Below are 20459 nucleotides of genomic sequence, written 5' to 3'. Positions count from 1 at the left end.
CTATTGTTCGTTAAATGTATTCTCTAAAACTTCTTTATCATCAAAATGATGTCTTACACCATTTATATCTTGATATTTCTCATGCCCTTTTCCTGCAACCAGGATAATATCCCCAGGATTAGCCAGCTGATATGCTGTCCTTATCGCTTCCTTACGATCAGCTATAGAAAGCGTCTTCGCCTTTTGGTCTGCTGCCACACCGGCTTCAATATCTTTAATAATCTGATAAGGATCTTCTGTACGCGGATTGTCGGACGTAATCAAAAATCGATCACTATAACGCAGAGCCGCTTCAGCCATTTCAGGTCGTTTAGTTTTGTCCCGATCGCCTCCGCATCCCAATACAGTAATAATTTTTTGTTCTGGACGTCGCAATGAACTGATGGTCTTCAATACATTTTCAACTGCGTCAGGAGTATGCGCATAGTCCACAATTCCAAAAACACCAGAAGTCGATTTCATCGTTTCAAACCGCCCCTCTGCCCCCTTCAAGGTACTGAGTGCGGTCAATACTTTCACCGTTTCCTGCTCAAGCAAGATAGCGGCACCATAAACCGCCAAAAGGTTATATGCGTTGAAATCGCCGATCAATTTTACCCATACTTCCTGTCCATCAACACTCATCAACATACCATCGAAATGGCTTTCGATCACCTTTGCTTTAAAATCCGCTCCAGAACGTAAGCCATAGCTTTTCCGATGTGCCACTGTATTTTGAAGCATGACCTGACCATTTCTATCGTCAGCATTCGTCAAAGCAAAAGCATTCGCATCCAGATCGTCAAAAAACTTCTTTTTCGCTTTAATATAGTTATCAAAAGTTTTATGGAAATCCAGGTGATCATGCGTAATGTTCGTGAATATTGCACCCGCAAACACCAAGCCTGCAATACGTTCCTGAACGACAGCATGCGAACTAACCTCCATAAACGCATAATCACAGCCATCATCAACCATATCCCGTAACAATTTATTCAATTGAATAGGGTCTGGTGTTGTATGCGTTGCTGGTATAATCTTTGTTCCAATTTGGTTTTGTACTGTAGATAATAAGCCTACATGGTAGCCTAGCTCAGTAAACAGCTGAAACAACAATGTGGCTACTGTCGTTTTACCATTCGTACCGGTCACCCCAACAAGTTTCAACTGCTCAGCAGGATTTTCGTAGAAATTAGCCGCAGCAACCCCTAAAGCATAAGCAGAATCAGCCACCAAGATATAAGCGACAGAGTCTAACGTCTCTTCGGGCAACTCCTCTACAATAACGGCTCTTGCTCCCGAGGTAATTGCCTTGTCTACAAACAAGTGACCATCTGTTTGAACACCCCGCACTGCGATAAACAAACTTCCCAACTCCACTTTTCTGGAATCAAAGCACAAAGAGTGCACATCAACCTCTTCGAGGTTCCCTACAACCTGCTGTACAGGGATAGCATGCAATACTTTTTTTAAATCCATCATTTACTTAAGTTCTAAATTTATCGCCGTTCCAAAAGGCAGTTTTTGCCCCGCAGCTAACGACTGTATTCCAACTCTTCCTTTTCCCGTCACGTGCGCCTTAAATCCGGCATTCTCCACAACATATAAAGCATCCATCAAACCCATGCCAACCACATTCGGAACAATTCCTTCTTTATATTTTAAATCCATAAATGGCACGCCTCGTGTAGAGGTATCCACCTCTCCTCGGCCAATTGTATCCCAATTCACGGTATTAATTCCCAACCTATCGTACACTTTTTTACTAGCTTCCTTCGAACCCTGCAAAGTCAATGGCATTCTTCCGCCTACATTGACCGCTTTAAACGTCTTTTTCCCCTCCATTTCCATATCGTTTGCATATACCATGTCTGCAAGCTCTTTAAACACGGGCCCTGCAATCGATGCACCATAGTATCCATTTCTCGGGTTACGGATTACCACAATAATGGAATATTTTGGATCCTCCGCAGGAAAATACCCCGCGAATGAAGATTGATATCGTCTGGCACCGTACCCTCTCGAACCATCAGCCATCTGTGCTGTACCTGTTTTACCACCAGAGCTATATAACGGACTAGCAACACTTCTACCTGTTCCTTCAGTCATAACACCTTCCATCATTCCCCTCACCTCTGCTAAAGCATGATCCGAAGCGATCTTTTCGTTAATCACTTTCGCTTGAAACGTTTGAATTGTATTTCCTAAATGCCGAATTTCCTTAACAAATAGCGGCGCTATCAACTTTCCGTTATTTGCGACAGCATTATAAAATGTCAACGTTTGCAATGGTGTAATTTTCATTTCATAGCCGTAAGCCATCTGTACCAACGATAACCCGCTCCAGCTTTTGCTTTTCGACGTTTTCACCAAAGGCACACCTTCTCCGGGAATCTGTAGATCGAGCGTCTTACCAAAACCAAAAGAATGTAGCTTTGATGTAAACTGATCCGGGTTATCCTTATAAGCTTGATATACAAACTTCGTAACACCCACATTCGACGACTCCTCAAAAGCCCTTTTCGCTGAAATTATAGACTTCTTAGGCGCATGTGAATCACGAATCGTATGCTTATAAATTGGCCAGTTACCATTACCAATATTCACAGTTGTACTCGAGTCTATTTTCTTATCATCAATCAAAGCCAGATAAGAAGCTAACTTAAATGTTGAACCTGGATCTGCACTTTGTGCTATTGCAAGATTGAACTTTTCACGGTAGACTCCGTCTTTATCGCGCATAAAATTAGCCACCGCACGCACCTCGCCTGTTTTCACCTCCATCATCACAACACAGCCCTCATCCGCATTACTCGTAATCATCTGCTTCTCCAGAGCCCTTTGCGCCATATCCTGCATATTCACATCAATAGTAGAGATAATATCAGACCCATCAACCGGGGCAACCTCAATATCTTTGTTAACAGGAATCCATACCCCACCAGCAATACGCTGCATTAACCTCTTTCCGCTTCTTCCGTCGATATATTCGCCATATGCCCCTTCCAAACCAACATGAATATTTTCTTTCACATTTTTATAACCGATGGTTCTCGCAGCGAGATTGACAAAAGGTAAAATACGCTTATTCTGCCTATCTGTAATCAAACAACTTGGAAAACGTTCTTTATTGACACGTGCAGATTTAAGTAAAGGGAATTGTTTTACCCGCTTTAAATCTTGGTGTGACACATTACGTTTGAGCAACAAGTAGCGCTGCTTTTTATTCCGTGCCTGTTTTAATAATGTCAAATACTGCCGAGATGATTTATCTTTAAAAAAATCAGCAAGTTTAATAGCCAAGGAGTCAACTTTCAAATTGAAATACTCTTCATCTTCTTCGGGAATCGCCATTGCATCAAAACGAAGCTCATATTCAGGCACCGAAGTAGCCAATAAGCTTCCGTCATTTGAATAAATATTACCACGAGCAGCTTCCACCTCCCGTTCCTGAATAGAAAGGCTATCCGCTAAAGCTTTCCAATGCTCTCCATCGACATACTGCAACTTGGCCATTTTTCCAAATACCAAAAACGCAAGTAGTACGATAAGCCCAAAAGCAAAATAGACACGCACAAGAATCGTATTTCTGATACTCATAACTCTTCCTATTTATCTTCTTTATTCTCTATAACTTCAATCTTGATCGGTGGTTCCACACGCTCTTTCAACCCCAAAGAATCGACACGTTTGGCAATTTCTGTCTGTGTAGACATTTTCATCAGTTCGGCAGAGAGAGACTTATGATCCCAGCCCAATTCCTTTACCTCTTTACTCACTTTATCGATACTCCGAATAGTTCGCTCTGCAAAATGACGATTGGAAATATACAGTAACATCAGAAAGGCAACAAAAGCTCCGAAAGGCAAGTAATGCAATATTTTATTTAACGAAAGGTCTCCAACGGTAAAAAGCGTTTTAATAAACGCTTCTGTTTCTTCCGCCTTTTCCTCGACAGTTTCTTGCAGTTCCTCCTGAACTTCTTCACTCAATTCTTTCTGTCTTATCGTATTTCTGCTCATCCTCTCGCTCCATTTTTAAGACAAATTCAACTTTTCAGCAATACGCAGTTTCGCACTGCGCGATCTATTATTTATCGCCAACTCTTGTGCAGATGCCGTAATTGCTTTACGGCTCAACACATGAAATGGCTTAATTTCATTTCCAAAAAAATCCTTTTCAACTTCCCCTTTAAACTTACCTTTGGCCATAAAATTCTTAACCAAACGGTCCTCCAAAGAGTGATAGGACATCACAGCCAATCGGCCCTCAACACGGAGTACATCAACTGTCTGCAACAAAAATTCCTGCAACGCCTCCAACTCGCGATTCACTTCGATACGAAGAGCCTGAAATACCTGCGCATGGTACTTATGTTCTTTACCCTTTGGAACCATACGTTGAATCACCTCTTTCAATTCAGCAACAGTCTGGATCGGCTGTGACAAACGCGCAGTAACAATTGTTTTCGCAAGCGATTTAGCGTTCATGATTTCACCATACATACCAAAAATACGATGCAGATCCTCCTCCGAATAGGTTGCCAAAAGCGACTTTGCATCCAAATCGCCCACCTGATCCATACGCATATCCAAGTCTGCATCAAAGCGAATAGAAAAGCCACGATCTGCAGCATCGAATTGATGCGAAGAAACACCTAGATCTGCTAAAATACCATCTACAGAACGTACACCTTCCAAACGAAGGCTATTCTTTAGAAACCTAAAGTTTTGGTGTATCAACGTAAAGCGAGGATCGTCAATTGCATTTTCCAACGCATCCGGATCCTGATCAAAAGCAAACAACTTCCCCTTCGGCCCTAATCTCTTCAGAATCTCTCGAGAATGGCCACCACCACCAAAAGTCACATCCACATAAATACCATCCGGCTTAATAGCCAAAGCATCCATGCATTCTTGTAACATTACCGGAACATGATATACATTCTCCATACGCTTATAGTCCAAAATTAATATCTCCCATTACCTCCGCAGCCAAAGATGATATATCCTCTACACCGCCATCACCCATCAATTCCTCATACCCTTCTTTTGACCAAACCTCAATCTTATTAAATTGACAAGCCAAAACCAGCTCAGTGCTTATTCCTGCAAATTCCAGCAAACTTTTGGGCAACAAAACACGACCCGCAGCATCCAATGTCAATTCCGTAGCGCCACGCGTAAAAGCACGGACAAACGCCCGAACTTTAGGATCGAATTGATTCAATTTAGCCAGTTTAGCCGTCATCAAATCCCACTCTTCCCTTGGATAAAATACAAGATGTTTCTCAAAACCGCGATTCACCACAAGACCATCCCGCTCTACATGAGGCATTTGCCTCTTGAGCGCAGCTGGTAACACCATTCTTCCTTTGGCGTCTAACTTGCATTCGAATTCTCCGATCAACTGAGTCATGTCGTCAATTATCCTATTCTAATTTAAATGTAAAAGTATACACTTTCTCCCACTTTCCCCCACTTTATAACATAAAAAAGTTTTCCACATCAACAAATCGCTACAACAAACAGAAGTCGACTTCAAAAAAAACACATGTAAAACCTTATTTACAAGCAGTTAAAAGCCAATTTTCCTGAAAAATAAGCTATTACGCCAGAAGTGATTTTTTGCTCTTTTTTTATCAAAATCAGCAATGAATTGTAAAAATTTCCTCTTTAGAAATTTAATTTTAGCCAATTTTTGTCCCAAAAGGGGGCAAAGTGGGAGGAGTCAAAAACAGAAACAAAAGATGTGGCAGAAAGTGGGAGAAGGCTCCTCAAATAACCTGAACAGAATTCGTTATTGTCGAGTAAAACCAATAATTTTGCGTCAAATATAATTTTCATAACGATATGCACAGAACACACACTTGTGGAGAATTAACACTAGCTGACTTAGGGAAAACGGTTACCCTAAGTGGATGGGTTCAAAAATCGCGCGATTTGGGCGGTATGACTTTCATCGATGTTAGAGACCGATATGGTATCACACAATTAACGTTCAATGCAGATGATGATGCTTCCTTGCGCGCAAGTGCCCGTGAGCTCGGAAGAGAATATGTCATCAAGGTAACTGGAGAAGTTATCGAACGCTCTAATAAAAATGCTAAAATCTCCACTGGAGATATTGAAATCAAGGTTTCAAATCTTGAAATATTAAATGCCGCTAAATTACCTCCTTTTACAATAGAAGATGAAACAGATGGTGGTGATGACATCAGAATGAAGTTCAGATACCTGGATTTGCGTCGTAACCCCGTACGTGAAAACCTTATTTTACGTCATAAGACCTCACAAGAGGTACGCCGTTATCTTGACTCCCAAAACTTCCTGGAAGTAGAAACTCCATACCTGATTAAATCAACTCCGGAGGGAGCACGCGACTTTGTCGTACCTTCCCGTATGAATCCTGGAGAATTTTATGCGTTACCACAATCCCCACAGACCTTCAAACAATTATTGATGGTTTCAGGATTTGATCGCTATTTTCAAATTGTAAAATGTTTTCGTGATGAAGATTTGCGTGCAGACCGCCAACCAGAATTCACGCAAATAGACTGTGAAATGTCTTTTGTAGAACAGGAAGATGTATTAAATATCTTTGAAGGACTTGCAAAACATATCTTCAAAACAATCAAAGGTATCGACTTAGGCAATGTTCCGCGTATGACTTACGCAGATGCGATGCGCCTTTACGGATCAGACAAACCGGATATCCGTTTCGGAATGCAGTTTGTTGAACTAAACGAGGTTGCCAAAGGAAAAGGTTTCCCTGTATTTGATGCAGCAGAGTTAGTGGTTGGTATCAATGCGGAAAATTGTGCACATTATACCAGAAAACAACTGGATGCATTGACAGATTTTATCAAGCGTCCACAGATTGGCGCAACAGGCTTGGTATATGCGCGTGTGAATGAAGACGGTTCAGTGAAGTCGTCCGTTGATAAATTTTTCACACCAGAACAACTGTCGGCAATTGCAGAAGCGTTCCACGCGAAACCTGGCGACCTATTGTTAATTATGGCTGGTGGAACAGACAAAGTTCGCAAACAACTCAATGAATTACGCCTTGAAGTTGCGTCACAACTTGGTTTCCGCAACAAAGAAACCTTTGCTCCATTATGGGTTGTTGATTTTCCACTATTGGAATGGGACGAAGAAAGTGGCCGTTTCCATGCCATGCACCATCCGTTCACATCTCCAAAACCGGAAGACATCCCACTTTTAGATACCAACCCTGGAGAAGTGAGAGCAAATGCCTATGACTTTGTTTTAAACGGTGTAGAAGTAGGCGGTGGATCAATCCGTATCCACGACAGAGACCTTCAATCGCTCATGTTCAAACATTTGGGATTCAGCCCTGAAGAAGCAAAAAAACAATTTGGATTCCTGATGGAAGCCTTTACCTATGGGGCTCCCCCACACGGCGGATTGGCTTTTGGCTTTGACCGACTCGTATCCTTATTGGCAGGTTTAGATTCCATCCGCGACGTGATTGCCTTCCCAAAAAACAATTCGGGAAGAGATGTTATGATTGACGCACCGTCAACCATTCACCAAGAGCAACTGGACGAGCTAAGCTTAAATATTGCGATAAAAGCATAAATTATTTAACTCGATTTTCGAGAAACAATTTATTAACAGTATATTTAAAAGTTGGTAATTTTTACCAACTTTTTTTGTGAAAAATTAGCAGATTAGATGGCAGAGAGTACCGCTAATACGTTTATTAAGGAAAGTGCGCAAAAAGCATTTGACACCAAACACCGCGATATTATCAATTACAATATCGACAAATACAGCATGGCTTTCGAAAAAGGCAAGAGCAAATTTGCGGACCTTGAAAATAGTAAGATAAAAGCGAACCTGATCAAATGGAAGGTCATGGAAAATCTCGATCGCTATTTGTTGCAATTTGAAGCAAACTTCACGGCTCGAGGCGGAAAAGTAATCTGGGCCAATGATGCTACGGAAGCCTTGGACGAAATCTATTCGATCATTGCACGTAAAAAAGCAAAATCTGTCGTAAAGTCAAAATCGATGGCGACAGAAGAGATTGAGCTTAATCATTTTCTGGCTTCCAAAAATATTGAAGCCATAGAAACTGATCTTGGCGAGTATATCATTCAGCTGCTGGATCAAAAGCCCTATCATTTTGTTACACCGGCCATGCATTTGAGCCTGGAAGATATTGCCAAGCTTTTTCACGAAAAATTTGACACACCACTAGATGCATCTGCGGAGCAACTTACAATGAAGGCCCGTGAATTACTTCGAGATCGTTACCTATCGGCAGAAATTGGGATTACTGGAGCCAATTTCTTAATTGCTGAAACTGGAAGTATAGCAATTACCGAAAATGAAGGAAACGCCCGATTGACATCGACCTTCCCCAAAACACATATCGCCGTCGTTGGAATAGAAAAAATCATTCCCAATGTACAAGATTTAGAAGTCTTTTGGCCACTCCTGTCCACACATGGCACGGGTCAAAATCTAACAGTATACAATACGCTACTCACTGGGCCAAAACAGCCTTATGAATCAGATGGCCCCGAAGAAATGTATGTTATACTGCTTGACAATGGCCGCAGCAAGCTCTTAGCGCAAAAAGAACAACGTCAGGGTTTGTACTGCATCCGTTGTGGCGCCTGTCTGAATGTATGTCCAATCTACCAGAACATCGGTGGACATACCTATGAAACGACTTATCAAGGACCTATTGGATCGTTGATATCGCCGCATTTAAATGGCATGAAGGAATTCAAACACCTGAGCTACGCCTCCACACTCTGCGGAAAATGCACCGAGGTCTGCCCCGTTGGTATTGACATACAGCGCATGCTTCTCGTCAACAGAAAAGATTCAGTTGATCAGGGGCTGGCAACAAAAACGGAACAAAAAGTCTGGCAGTGGTTCACCTACGGGATAATGCGAAGAAAACTGATTGATTTCTTTGGCGGAAAATTCAAGAATTTCTTCCTCAAAAAACTCTTTCAGAAAACCTGGGGAGATCAACGGGAACTACCAAAATTGGCAGACAAATCTTTCTCTAAACAATGGAAAGAACATCAAAAAAATAAAGAATAACAAAAAAGAAAGAGGGAACCAATGGTTCCCTCCTCTACTAACACTCACCACTATTTAATATGAAAACTATCCTTGTTTAATTGTTATGAAGCTTTTACTTCAGCATCATTTGTTTTATTCACTTCTCCTTTTCTAAAGTCCTTTCTTTTCAGCTGTCTGTCTCTTTTCCAATGTTCTTTGTGCATTTTACGATTTTCAGCATAGGAATCCTTTAACGTTTTTTGTTGCTCTGGAGTTAACATTCCCATCATTTTTTCATGTTCTGCCACACGTTGTTTTTTCACTTTTGCTCGATATTCTTTGCGTTCAGCAGCTAATTTCTGATGATCCTTTGCTTGCTTCAAATTAAAAGCATAGATATCTTTACGCTGTTTATCTGTAAATTTCAACTTTTGATCCATGCGATCAGTTTTCATTTTAGCAACTTCCTCTGGAGTTTTATTTTTAAAACTATCGTGCATTCTTCCTGTTTTATGTTTATGCATAGAAGCTTGCACTTCTTTCATTTCTGGTTTAACATCTTTTTTTTCTTGAGCGAAACCGGCTAACATCAATCCAGATAGCGCCAAACTTAACATCAACTTTTTCATTTCTTTATTTTTTATAAAACCAACAATCACTCTTTTTAATAAGTACTCATTTTCAACTTATTTATCAGTAAGAGTCGTCTCGGCTATCGAAAGTTTAATTGATGATCTGTTAAATAAAGTTAAGAACCATTTATTGGGAAACAGCACTTAAACGAATCGGTAAAGTATACGCTACACGTACTTTAAGCCCGTTTTGCACTCCTGGTTTCCATTTTTTCGCTTTCTTCAATAAGTTTATAGCAGCATCTCCCGTACCAAATTTCATATCACGTTTAACAGCAATATCTGTCAGTGATCCATCTTTCTCAACGACAAAAGAAACCTCTATAACACCCGAAACTCCTTGGTCTAAGGCCTGTTGTGGAAAGTTGTAATTCTCGGCGATCCACTTCATAAAGGCAGGCAGTCCCCCCACAGGTGTTGGCATAATTTCTACTGATGTAAATGTATTGTTAGCATTATCATCAGTTCCGCCTCCCGATAATGAACCATCTTTAGAACCAGTAATATCACCATCTCTTTTTGAAGAACCAAATTCACCGCGCGCAATATATGTCCCCGATGGATTTGCTTTCAATGTGATCCTTGAGGTCATTGTATTGGGGTTTTTCAACTCATCCTGACTCACAAGCTCTTCGGTAACTCTGCTCGCTGCGGTCACTTTTATATCGGGCATCCGAACCAAATCAAATTTGGATACATCTTGGGCAACTTGCTGCGGAGCTTTTTCCTGCATCATAACAGGTTCTTCAGGAACCTCCTCTTTTTCCTCCACCTTCTTTTGAATTTCTTCCAGCATGTCGGGTCCAATATCTCGTACTTCATAAATCACGGCCGGAACAGTTTGCTTAAAATATTTATTATATGTATAGGATCCTGCAATCAGCAAAACTGCAAAAGAAACAACAATTCCTAACCCCATATTTGTTGCTCTATCAGAGAGATTTCGCAACTCGTAAGCACCGTACATTTTGTTGCGACCAGCAAAAATAACGTCCAGCCATTCTTTGCGGTAGATATTCAATTTAGAGTTCATCATAACATTAAAGTTTAAATCTTTTCATTATGATGAGCGAAAGCCTTATATTTCACAAAAAAATTCAAAATACTTATGAAGTCACTTTTTTCAGCTATTTTTCTACTTACATTGTATGCTTGCGGGAATAATCAAAATCAATCCAAAACTGCAATCAAGCACGAAAACAAGGAAAAGACTATTTCGCCATATTTTGGTTTTTTAAACCAACAAAAAGATTCACTTATCGCTTTACCTATGGATCAAGCGATGGAAGGACCTGAAAAATACAACTATGTGATTGTGGAAAATCAGGTAAGCCCGCTTGAATTTGTTCAGAATAAAATGGACAACAAAGAGAGTAACGGAAGACAGACCGCCCAGAACTTTGCGAATAGTGAAGGTTCGTTATTTAAAATTAGTGACGCGATCAAGTCTGGCGAATTTGGTATGCTTGTCAACAAAGCTTTTATAGATCAGTATAAAATTGAGAAGTTTACAAAAGTTCAAAAAGAAACTTCTCCAGAGATCAAGGAGCAGCTTGAAAAGAAATACAATAGGAAGATTAATAAAAGTACGACAGTTGCGATCCTCAGTGATCAGTCCGAGTTTAATCTTACGGTGTTTGAAAATCAACAAGACTCTGCTTTAGCTGTATTTTCCTACGCAAAGGACGAACAGCTGATCAATTTGGATTTCCCGGCTTTATACGATGATATCAGCACTTGGCGTGTTGATGATGGCGGTCAGTTTGACAACGAGGCTTTTCAGATACTAACCATATTGCGTTCTGAGCAAGGAATTAGTTTTATCAGCATTTTTTGGGGTGCTGAGGGTTATGAACTGAACTTTTACCAGCCAAAGAAAAATTTATTTACCTCTGCGGCACAAGCCTATGGGTACAGTTCCCCCTTATAAATAAACAAGTTTAAGTTTCCCCGGCACCGAAGGACAGTGTCCGGGGAAACTCATATACCCGTATTAACTACAGATGCATCCTAGCCATAGGAGCAACGTCCTGACCAACGAAATCTTTCTTTAAAAACTTGTGATAACCTGCAATAGCAATCATCGCTGCATTATCGGTACAATATTCAAATTTTGGGATAAACACCCTCCAATTGTATTTCTCGCCCATTTCAATTAAGCTTTGCCTCAGGCCAGAGTTCGCCGAAACGCCACCCGCGATAGCAATATCCTTAACACCAGTTTCCTTTGCTGCTTTCTTCAATTTATTTAGTAGGATTGATACAATACGCGATTGTACACTAGCACATAAGTCGGCCATATGGTGTGTCAGAAAATCTGGGTTCTGCTTCAATTGATCTTGAACCAAATACAATATCGCAGTTTTCAATCCTGAAAAACTAAAATTAAGACCTGGAATCTGTGGTTCGGGCAGCTTATAAGCGGCTGAATTACCTTCTCTTGCAAATTTATCGATAAGCGGTCCACCGGGATAAGGTAGATTCAGGATTTTAGCTGTTTTATCAAAAGCCTCCCCTGCCGCGTCATCCAATGTTTCTCCCAAAAGTTCCATTTCAAAATAATCTTTCACCAATACAATTTGCGTATGACCACCAGAAACAGTAAGACATAAAAACGGAAAATTCGGCTTTGGATCCTCAATAAAATGAGCCAGGATATGCGCCTGCATATGATTTATGTCAATTAAAGGGATATTCTGTGCAAGTGCAAATGATTTTGCAAATGATGTTCCAACCAAAAGTGCACCTAATAATCCAGGCCCCCGCGTAAAACTCACTGCATCTATTTGATTTTTGCTTACTTTTGCTTGGCGAATGGCTTCTTCCACTGTTGGAATAATATTTTGTTGATGAGCACGTGAAGCAAGCTCGGGAATCACTCCACCATATTTTGCGTGGATTGCCTGAGTTGCAATAACATTTGAATGAATTTCACCGTTAATACAGATAGAAGCGGAGGTTTCATCACAAGAGGATTCAATCCCTAAAATAATAGCCATAGCTTGAGGTAATAAATTTTAATACAAAAGTATCAAAAAAATAATTAAAATAGTGTCAATAGTCCTTGGTAGTATATTCATTATACTGCTTGCATTGGCGTTATCACTACAGTTGAAACCGGTACAAAATTATGTTGCCCAAAAAGCTGTCGACTATTTATCCAACGAACTAAACACTAAAATAAGCCTCAAAAGCATCTATTTCAAACCTTTTAAATCTATTGTAGTAGAAGATTTTCAACTCTATAGTCCACAAGGAAAAGAAATATTAAAATCAGGAAGGTTAGAAGCCAACGTCAACCTTTCTCAATTCATTGAATTGAACAAAATTGTGATCAACAAACTAACCATTGAAGATACCGAAGCCACTTTTGAGCAATTTCAGGACAGCTCCAATATCTCATTTTTAATCCGTTACTTTAACCCACCTAAAAAAGAAAAAAAGAAAAGTTCAAAAAAAATCATCTTCGATATAAAGGAACTGATTATTAAGAACAATACATTTAGCTATGTTAATCATAGACGTAAGCATTACAATAAAGTGGTCGATTTTGGAGATTTAGGTATTTCCAAACTTAACGCCCATTTTGATAAGATAAAAATAGATTCCAATCAAATTTCGGCGAACATAAAGACATTCAATCTGCGCGAAAAGAAAGGTCTAGTGATCAAAGGCCTTCTTGGACAAACGACAGTAAGCAAGACAAGCATTGAACTCAGCGAGCTTATGCTAGCCACCAACCGTTCTACATTCAAAAATTACATCAAGCTTAGCTACAACAGCTTTGACGATTTTTCGGACTTCATCAATAAAGTTCATGTAAAACTTCGTGTTCGGGACTCCCGTATTCACTCCGAGGATATTGCTTTCTTTTCCTCTCCTATGCACCAAGTCAAATTTGACGTGAATATCAAGCGCGCAAATTTAGAAGGAACGGTATCTTCCATCAACGCATCACAGGTCGATTTAACAATTGGAAAAAAAACCAGTTTGGCAGGTAAGCTTCAGATTATCGGTCTACCTGATATTGACAAAACTAAATTTATTGTTCCCAGTGTAGTAATTTCATCTGAGCACAAAGACTTAAATGACGTTATTAGCGATCTCGGCAATCTAAAAAATTTTAAACTCCCTGAAATTGTTCAGATATTCAACAAATTTTCATTCAAAGGTAGCCTAAATGGCCTATACAATAAATTTAAGACCAAGGGAGTATTCACGACTGCAATCGGTAATGTTGAAGCGGACGCCTTATTGGATATCCAGAAGGAAATAAAATATGCGGGAAATTTTCAATCTAAAAAGTTCGATGTAGGTAGGATAACAAAACTAAAAGATCTGGGAACTACAGGCTTCAACCTACAGGTTGACGGAACAGGTACCGACCCCAAGAAACTGAGCTTAAAGATAAAAGGAGATCTCAGTAATTTCAATTTCAAGAATTACAGCTATCAACATATACAAATTGAAGGAAATACAGCTAAACAGTTAGTTCTTGCTTCAGGGCAAATATATGATCCAAATTTAAAACTACAGTTTACCACAGATATCGATTGGTCTGTCAAACCCAACTATCACCTGGATGCTGATATCCAACAAGCGAATCTAAAAAAGCTCAACTTCTTTCAGGGGGATTCCATCAATATTATTAACACGAAATTCCACACCAGTTTAATTGGGGACAACATCAATAATGTTACCGGTGAATTTAAATCAGACAGTGTCAATTTCACTTCCTCTAAGGGTCAATTCGTCATCCGCGATATCAATTTCCTTGCCGAAGGAGATGAAAATGCACGCTCCCTTACCTTGCAGTCGGCTATCGGACACATTGATCTTAAAGGAAGAATAGACCTCAATACAATCGTTCCTTATTTTAAAGCTTTAGCTATGCGCTACGCTCCGGCAATCGGGTTTGAAAACAACATTTTTAATCGCCAGGACTTTGACCTGAATATTAATATAACTTCTTTTAAACCGATCGCAACATTCTTCCGAAAAGACATTGCTCTAGACAGTGGTGCGACGCTCAATGCAAAATTTGAAAGTGAAAAACAAACGGCCAGTTTTAATTTTTACGCACCTGAATTCAAATACAATGGTATTCGACTAACTCACCTGATTGTGGATCAAAATGCCAATTTGAAAAATATGGAATTGCAGACCTCCATCGATCGCATCAATTTTACCGACAGTACCTATATTAAAAACGTCAATATTTCAAACACCTTGGCAAACGACAGTTTACAATTCAACATCAAAATGTCGGAACTTGAAGCGAGCAATAGTCTGGATCTCAATGGCGTTATACGCTTTGCCCATGCCAAACCTGCCTATATCAATTTCTATCCATCGAATATCTTAATCAATAAAGAGCGGTGGCTTGTCAATAATGATGCGCAATTGAAAATATCGAAAGGAAAATGGTACTTTGAAAAACTGACGCTGAGTCATGACGAACAAAAAGTTCATATCGATGGCATCCTGTCAAACGAAGTCAGTGATCAGATCAATCTCAAATTTCAGGACTTTAATCTTACATCCTTAAATGGTATTACCAAGCCACATGGCATCAATCTCTCCGGCAACTTAAACGGAAATATTGAAGTTAATTCTGTATTCAAAGCTGCATTTGTTGTAGCCAATATAAAAACTTCACCTATCCTCTATAACAATATTCCCATCGGCTCACTAGCCCTGAGTGCCAACTACGACCCCGAGAATCAACTGGTAAAACTAGACAGCAAGATAGAGGAAGGAAATAAATTAATTCAGTTACAAGGTTCCTATAACCATTTAAGTGAAAACAATAAGCTTAATCTCAAAGCTAAACTCGTAAACACAGATGTGTTTGTTTTCCAGCCCTTTTTACGAAGCCTGGTATCCAATATTCAGGGCAAGGTCAATGCAGACCTCGATATCGAAGGCGATATCCTGAACCCCAAAATTACAGGTTCCGGAAAATTGGATAATGCTTCGATGGTTATCAATTACCTCAAAACACCCTACCGACTTTCTGACGAAATTTCGGTTACCAATAACCGAATTTTTCTCACAGGGCTAAAAGTATACGATCCCAAAAACAATATAGCAACCATTGATGGCGTTGTAGATCTCAACAAACTGAGTGATCCCGATATCGATGTAACTGCAGAGACGAAGAATTTCCTGGTATTAAATACCACAATAAAGGACAATAATGTATATTATGGCACTGCTTACGCTTCGGGCACTTTTCAGTTTAAAGGACTAACGTCTGCCATGAATATCAATATACGGGCTAAATCCGAAGAAAACACCGTTATTAATATTCCCTTTAATAGTGCCAGTACAATATCAGATACGGACTTTATCTACTTTATTGAGAAAGACTCGACCAAAACAAAGAAAAACGTTAAGAAACGAGATTTCAACGGTCTGACGATGAATATGGACCTCTTGATCAACCCGAATGCAGAAATAAATCTATTCTCCAGTATGGGCGAGTTATCAGGAAGGGGAAATAGCAATCTCAACATGCGGATATCTTCATTGGGAGATTTTGAAATGTTTGGGGATTTTATTATAAACAGCGGAAAATTCAATTTCACCGCTCAAGATTATATCAACAAGATTTTTGATCTCAAAGAAGGCGGAACAGTACGATGGGCGGGAAACCCAACTGAAGCGAACATTAATATCAATGCCATCTACCAACAAAGAACAAGCTTAGCACCGTTGTATAATGCTGCAGGCCGGGAAGAAAACCCTGAACGTGTATTGGCACAGGCCGATATGATCCTAAAAGGGCAGTTAAGTCAGCCGGAAATCACGTTTGACATCAACTTTCCACAAAACCCCGGAGTTAAGGATGAACTGCAGGGATACTTTTCAGATGCCAACAATGTCAATCAACAGGCGCTTAGTCTAATCGTGAGACGAAGTTTTACACCTGGCACACAGACAGACTTTGGTAAAGAAGTCAATAACACTTTGCTATCTGCAGGAACTGAAATAGCATTCAACCAAATCAACAACATCATAGCCCAATCGCTAAACATCAATTTCTTTGATATTAATATCAAATCTTTAAATGACGCATCTGCCTCACTACGTCTATTCAACGACAGACTTGTTTTGACAGGCGGTATCTCCGACCGTAGAAGTCAGGCGCTAACAGATTTGAATGTGTTTTCGGATCGGGTCTCAACCGATGCCGAGGCTATGTTTTATTTAAGAAAGGATGGACGCTTGGTCCTACGTGCTTCCAATCGCCTAAATACACGCAACTTTCTTCTTAGCCCCAATGACGGCGAATATATTAGTGCTTTCGGACTACTCTATCGGCAAGAATTCAACACCTTCTCGGAGTTCTTGAAAAGGCTATTCCCTTTTGGTAAGAAGACGATTACAACAGCTCCTGTTGAAACAAAGAAAAGCAAGGTCAATTAAGCTTGCTGAATAATCCCTTTGCTATTTCAATAGGTCTCTTGCCATTCCAGTAGGCTTCTTTCAATTCTGGCAGTCCACCTTTAATCCCAACCGCATTGCGCCTATTCTGAGCTCCGCCTCGATTCCACCAGTCGACCTTTTCCAGCGTCATATAACTTCCTATACAGGCGATCTGTGGATGAGCTGAACAACTATAAACGAATAGTGTATAATCCGCTACCGGACTGCAATAAAAAAGTCCCTCCAAATAAATGGAAGGACTCTTTTTTTATTTAAAAAATTCGCTTATGCTAATTTCTCAAATTCTTTGTATTCAATGTCCGTAGCATTCAATTTCACTAAACCTTTCAAGTGATCAAATACTTTTAAAGCTTTAGCTTCTTCGAACAAACGATTACCTTGCTCTCTATCTTGCAACAATTGAATTGCAAATTGGTTCAACTGCTCATCAGAAGGTTCTTCGTTGATGTTATACATCTTGATTTGCGCGTAGATACGTTCTTTTGCTAAATTGATAACTTCATCATATTTAACTTCAAGACCATTTTCAGTAACAACGCGGTTTTCGATGATTGTCCATTTCAAGTTGTTCAAGAAGTCAGCAAAACCTTCGTTCAATTCTTCTTCAGAAATGCTTGGGTTAGTTGCTTTCAACCATCTTTTCAAGAATTCTTCAGGGAAAGATACATCAACTTTCTCCATACCAAAAGTATACATATCATTACGTAATCTTTGATCTGAATTTTGTTTGAATAAGTTCTCAACTTCTTCTTTCACTTTTTCTGTGAATTGAGCTTCTTCTGTTACTTCACCTTCTGCGAATAATTTATCGAAAAATTCTTGGTTTAGATCAGCTTCCTCTAAACGGTTGATATTCTTAACAGTCAATTCAAATTTAGTGACGTCTAAAGCAGTTGCTTCCTCTTCAGTGATACCTAAGATACGTGCTAAATCTTCAGTTTTGAATGCTTTTTTAACATCAATCTTAACAACATCGTCCTTTTTAAGACCAACTAATGATTTTTTGATCTTAGCATCTTCTACGATATCTGTGCGGATAGAAGTTGTTTTTTCTAGACCTTCCTCTTTATCTTGTTTCAATGTTGCATATAATACATCACCTTCTTCAGATACTTCTGGATTAGTCATTTTTCCATAGCTACGACGCAAGTTCTTGATACGATCTGCCAATGTCTCTTCATCAGCTTTGATTTCGTACGAAGTAAATTCAGTCTCAGCAGTAAAAGGCAATTCAAAAGCAGGAGCAAGACCAATTTCATATTTGAAGTTGAAATTGTCTTTATAATCCCAGCTGTATTGTGCATCATCTTCCAAAGGAAGTGGTTGACCTAAAACTTCTAATTTATTTTCAGCAATATAATTGGTGATTTTCTCATTCACTAATTTATTGATCTCGTCAAATAAAATAGATTTACCATAAGTACGTCTGATATGTCCCACAGGAACTTGACCTGGACGGAAACCTGGTAATTTTGCTTTTTTAGCTTGCGCTTTAATCTCTTTGTCGACTTGAGGATTATAATCTTCAGGTGCTAATGCGACGTTGACTACCGCATTGATTGCATCTACATTCTCGTGTGAAATATTCATACTCTTTTTAGCTATATCGCATTCATAAAAAAATCCTCCCGAGGTTTTAAGTTCGGGAGGACATCAAGTGCGGAAGAAGGGACTCGAACCCCCACGCCTTGCGGCGCCAGATCCTAAGTCTGGTGCGGCTACCAATTACGCCACTTCCGCATTAGGATTTCTTTTGATGCCACAAAGATAGAAACCAAACCTATATCCTGCAAGTATTTTCTACTCTTTTTTTTATTTTTTTTCAATATTCTCCCAACCCCTTGCATAATTCATTATTATTCATTTACTTTGAATATCAAAGTACTTTTATGGAACAGAAAGATTTATTTAGAGAACTTGGACAGATCAGATCATTAATGGAAAAATCGTCCAAATTTGTTTCAATAAGCGGATTATCAGGTGTACTCATGGGCTGTTATGCTTTGCTGGGAACACTATTGGGATACTATATTCTACAGCAACCCGAAAGTACCGCGCTACTCTTGGGCGAAAATCTGAATAAGCCCCTACTGTTTTTAATGATTGCGCTCATCGTCCTCTTATCATCCCTGGTGACCGGCTGGCTAATGGCACGTAAAAAAGCGAGAAAAAATAAGCAGTCGATTTGGAACATTACAAGCAAATCTCTTTTATTTGCAGTTTCAATCCCCTTACTAACGGGTGGCATGATTTCCTTGTTGTTTTTTGTCCAAGGCTACTACCAGCTGATTGCTGCTATGCTCCTGATCTTTTATGGACTGGCACTGACTGCGGGTAGCATCTATACCTTTGCAGAAGCAAAAGGCCTGGGTATACTGGAAATCTGCCTGGGTTTGATTGGTATATGTTTCCCGGACAACGGCTTATTATTGTGGGGATTAGGATTTGGTGTGCTACACATCATCTATGGTTTTATCGTTTACAAAAAGTACGAATCGTGAAATTAGATCTTTCCTTATATGACAAAATATTTGAAAACAGGGTTCGCCTCCAAATTATGAGTGTTCTCGCTGCCAATGAAGAATATGATTTTAATTCATTGAAAGAATTGTTGGACGTAACCGACGGTAACCTTGCTTCCAACCTAAAAACATTGGAAAAAGAGGAATACATTAGTGTCGAAAAAAGCTTTGTAGACCGGAAGCCGAACACCCGATACAAAAGAACGACAAAAGGACTTAAAGCCTTTGAAAATCACCTTATTGCACTTGAAAATTTAATAAAGCAACAATACAAATAATTTTTTTATTCATTTACTTTGAAAATAAAAGTACTTTTAAAACATGATTAAATGAAAGGAATTCGATTAAAACTGATGCTGCACCTCTATAATTGGTCTTCCAAAGTATATGCAGACATCTTTAAATGGAACAAAAAAGCTTGGGGAATATCTAAGGCAAATTTTATGACCTACCCCGTTGGAAGCATCGGCCATAATCTGGGGCTCTTTTATGAAAGTAAAGGTTTCGATGTCATGCCCAAACTGGAAAATCACGATGTATTTCATATCCTGACTGAAACCGGAACAGAGATACAAGATGAAATTGCCATGCAATTCCTCTTACTTGGTAATGGAAAGATCAGCCTCTATCTTATGGCAATGATTTTTATTGGCGGAATCTTATTTCCCGAGCATTTCGGTTATTACAAAAGACATTTTCAGAAAGGTCGATCGCTCCAAAACTTCCATCATTTAGAATTTAAAGAAATCCTTCATTGGCAATTAACGGAGCTTCAAATTGCCTTATACAGTAAAAATATTCAAATAGATTTAAACAACTAAAAT

17 protein-coding genes and 1 tRNA gene are annotated in these 20459 nt (G+C 39.4%); 7 read left to right on the top strand and 11 right to left on the bottom strand.

What is annotated here, in order from left to right; all coding sequences use genetic code 11:
• From B3H30_RS02425 to mraZ, 5 genes are read right to left on the bottom strand one after another with little or no spacing between them, the layout of a single operon-like run.
• Positions 1–1461 (bottom strand): UDP-N-acetylmuramoyl-L-alanyl-D-glutamate--2,6-diaminopimelate ligase, encoded by a 1461-nt coding sequence (locus tag B3H30_RS02425; protein WP_070564941.1) that lies wholly within the window; start codon positions 1459–1461, stop codon positions 1–3.
• Entirely contained in the window at positions 1462–3579 is a 2118-nt protein-coding gene (locus B3H30_RS02420) for a penicillin-binding protein (RefSeq protein ID WP_286776690.1), read from the bottom strand.
• An 8-nt stretch (positions 3580–3587) separates the two neighbouring features.
• Positions 3588–4001, bottom strand: coding sequence for an FtsL-like putative cell division protein (locus tag B3H30_RS02415; protein WP_070564936.1), 414 nt, complete (start codon positions 3999–4001; stop codon positions 3588–3590).
• A gap of 15 nt (positions 4002–4016) precedes the next feature.
• Positions 4017–4931, bottom strand: coding sequence for a 16S rRNA (cytosine(1402)-N(4))-methyltransferase RsmH (rsmH, locus tag B3H30_RS02410; RefSeq protein WP_070564933.1), 915 nt, complete (start codon positions 4929–4931; stop codon positions 4017–4019).
• Between the two features lie 4 nt (positions 4932–4935).
• Positions 4936–5397, bottom strand: coding sequence for a division/cell wall cluster transcriptional repressor MraZ (gene mraZ, locus B3H30_RS02405; RefSeq protein ID WP_070564930.1), 462 nt, complete (start codon positions 5395–5397; stop codon positions 4936–4938).
• A 434-nt stretch (positions 5398–5831) separates the two neighbouring features.
• On the opposite strand from mraZ, the gene aspS reads away from it, so the two are divergent.
• On the top strand, positions 5832–7583 hold the full coding sequence (gene aspS / locus B3H30_RS02400) for an aspartate--tRNA ligase (protein WP_070564927.1): 1752 nt from the start codon (positions 5832–5834) through the stop codon (positions 7581–7583).
• Positions 7584–7679: 96 nt separating this feature from the next.
• Positions 7680–9068 carry a LutB/LldF family L-lactate oxidation iron-sulfur protein gene (locus B3H30_RS02395; RefSeq protein WP_070564924.1) on the top strand — a complete coding sequence of 463 codons (1389 nt, stop codon included), beginning with the start codon at positions 7680–7682 and terminating at the stop codon, positions 9066–9068.
• An 83-nt stretch (positions 9069–9151) separates the two neighbouring features.
• On the opposite strand, the gene B3H30_RS02390 is transcribed toward B3H30_RS02395, so the two are convergent.
• A complete protein-coding gene (locus B3H30_RS02390; protein ID WP_070564921.1) occupies positions 9152–9658 on the bottom strand; it encodes a hypothetical protein in 507 nt (168 codons plus the stop codon).
• Between the two features lie 130 nt (positions 9659–9788).
• The gene (locus tag B3H30_RS02385; RefSeq protein WP_070564917.1) at positions 9789–10697 is read right to left on the bottom strand and encodes an energy transducer TonB; all 909 of its coding nucleotides are present in this window, start codon (positions 10695–10697) and stop codon (positions 9789–9791) included.
• Positions 10698–10769: 72 nt separating this feature from the next.
• Between B3H30_RS02385 and B3H30_RS02380 the strand changes: the two genes are divergently transcribed.
• Positions 10770–11591 (top strand): hypothetical protein, encoded by an 822-nt coding sequence (locus B3H30_RS02380; RefSeq protein WP_070564915.1) that lies wholly within the window; start codon positions 10770–10772, stop codon positions 11589–11591.
• A gap of 67 nt (positions 11592–11658) precedes the next feature.
• Here B3H30_RS02380 and tsaD read toward each other — a convergent pair whose 3' ends face one another.
• Positions 11659–12660 carry a tRNA (adenosine(37)-N6)-threonylcarbamoyltransferase complex transferase subunit TsaD gene (gene tsaD, locus B3H30_RS02375; RefSeq protein WP_046673959.1) on the bottom strand — a complete coding sequence of 334 codons (1002 nt, stop codon included), beginning with the start codon at positions 12658–12660 and terminating at the stop codon, positions 11659–11661.
• Between the two features lie 52 nt (positions 12661–12712).
• On the opposite strand from tsaD, the gene B3H30_RS02370 reads away from it, so the two are divergent.
• Entirely contained in the window at positions 12713–17092 is a 4380-nt protein-coding gene (locus tag B3H30_RS02370; RefSeq protein ID WP_286833120.1) for a translocation/assembly module TamB domain-containing protein, read from the top strand.
• Here the strand turns inward: B3H30_RS02370 and B3H30_RS02365 are convergent.
• The 3 genes from B3H30_RS02365 to B3H30_RS02355 form a co-directional block, all read right to left on the bottom strand.
• The gene (locus tag B3H30_RS02365; protein ID WP_070564909.1) at positions 17085–17339 is read right to left on the bottom strand and encodes a hypothetical protein; all 255 of its coding nucleotides are present in this window, start codon (positions 17337–17339) and stop codon (positions 17085–17087) included. The two genes, B3H30_RS02370 and B3H30_RS02365, sit on opposite strands and share 8 nt — an antisense overlap.
• Positions 17340–17377: 38 nt before the next feature.
• Complete coding sequence (locus B3H30_RS02360; RefSeq protein ID WP_046673958.1) at positions 17378–18703, bottom strand: trigger factor; 1326 nt, start codon at positions 18701–18703, stop codon at positions 17378–17380.
• 68 nt (positions 18704–18771) lie between these two features.
• Positions 18772–18853 (bottom strand) — tRNA-Leu (locus B3H30_RS02355).
• Positions 18854–19002: 149 nt separating this feature from the next.
• Here B3H30_RS02355 and B3H30_RS02350 point away from each other — a divergent pair.
• Genes B3H30_RS02350 through B3H30_RS02340 form a run of 3 tightly spaced genes read left to right on the top strand, consistent with a single transcriptional unit; the run spans position 19003 to position 20456 of the window.
• Entirely contained in the window at positions 19003–19614 is a 612-nt protein-coding gene (locus tag B3H30_RS02350) for a hypothetical protein (RefSeq protein ID WP_070564906.1), read from the top strand.
• Positions 19611–19913: a winged helix-turn-helix domain-containing protein gene (locus B3H30_RS02345; protein ID WP_046673956.1), complete on the top strand. Its 303-nt coding sequence runs from the start codon at positions 19611–19613 to the stop codon at positions 19911–19913. The genes B3H30_RS02350 and B3H30_RS02345 overlap by 4 nt, the downstream gene beginning before the upstream one ends.
• A 51-nt stretch (positions 19914–19964) precedes the next feature.
• Complete coding sequence (locus tag B3H30_RS02340; protein WP_070564903.1) at positions 19965–20456, top strand: hypothetical protein; 492 nt, start codon at positions 19965–19967, stop codon at positions 20454–20456.
• Positions 20457–20459: the final 3 nt, after the last annotated feature.

This window comes from Sphingobacterium sp. UBA7038 (assembly GCF_002494055.1).
Classification (GTDB): Bacteria; Bacteroidota; Bacteroidia; order Sphingobacteriales; family Sphingobacteriaceae; genus Sphingobacterium; species Sphingobacterium multivorum.
This window is presented reverse-complemented; position numbering and strand designations above follow the sequence as displayed.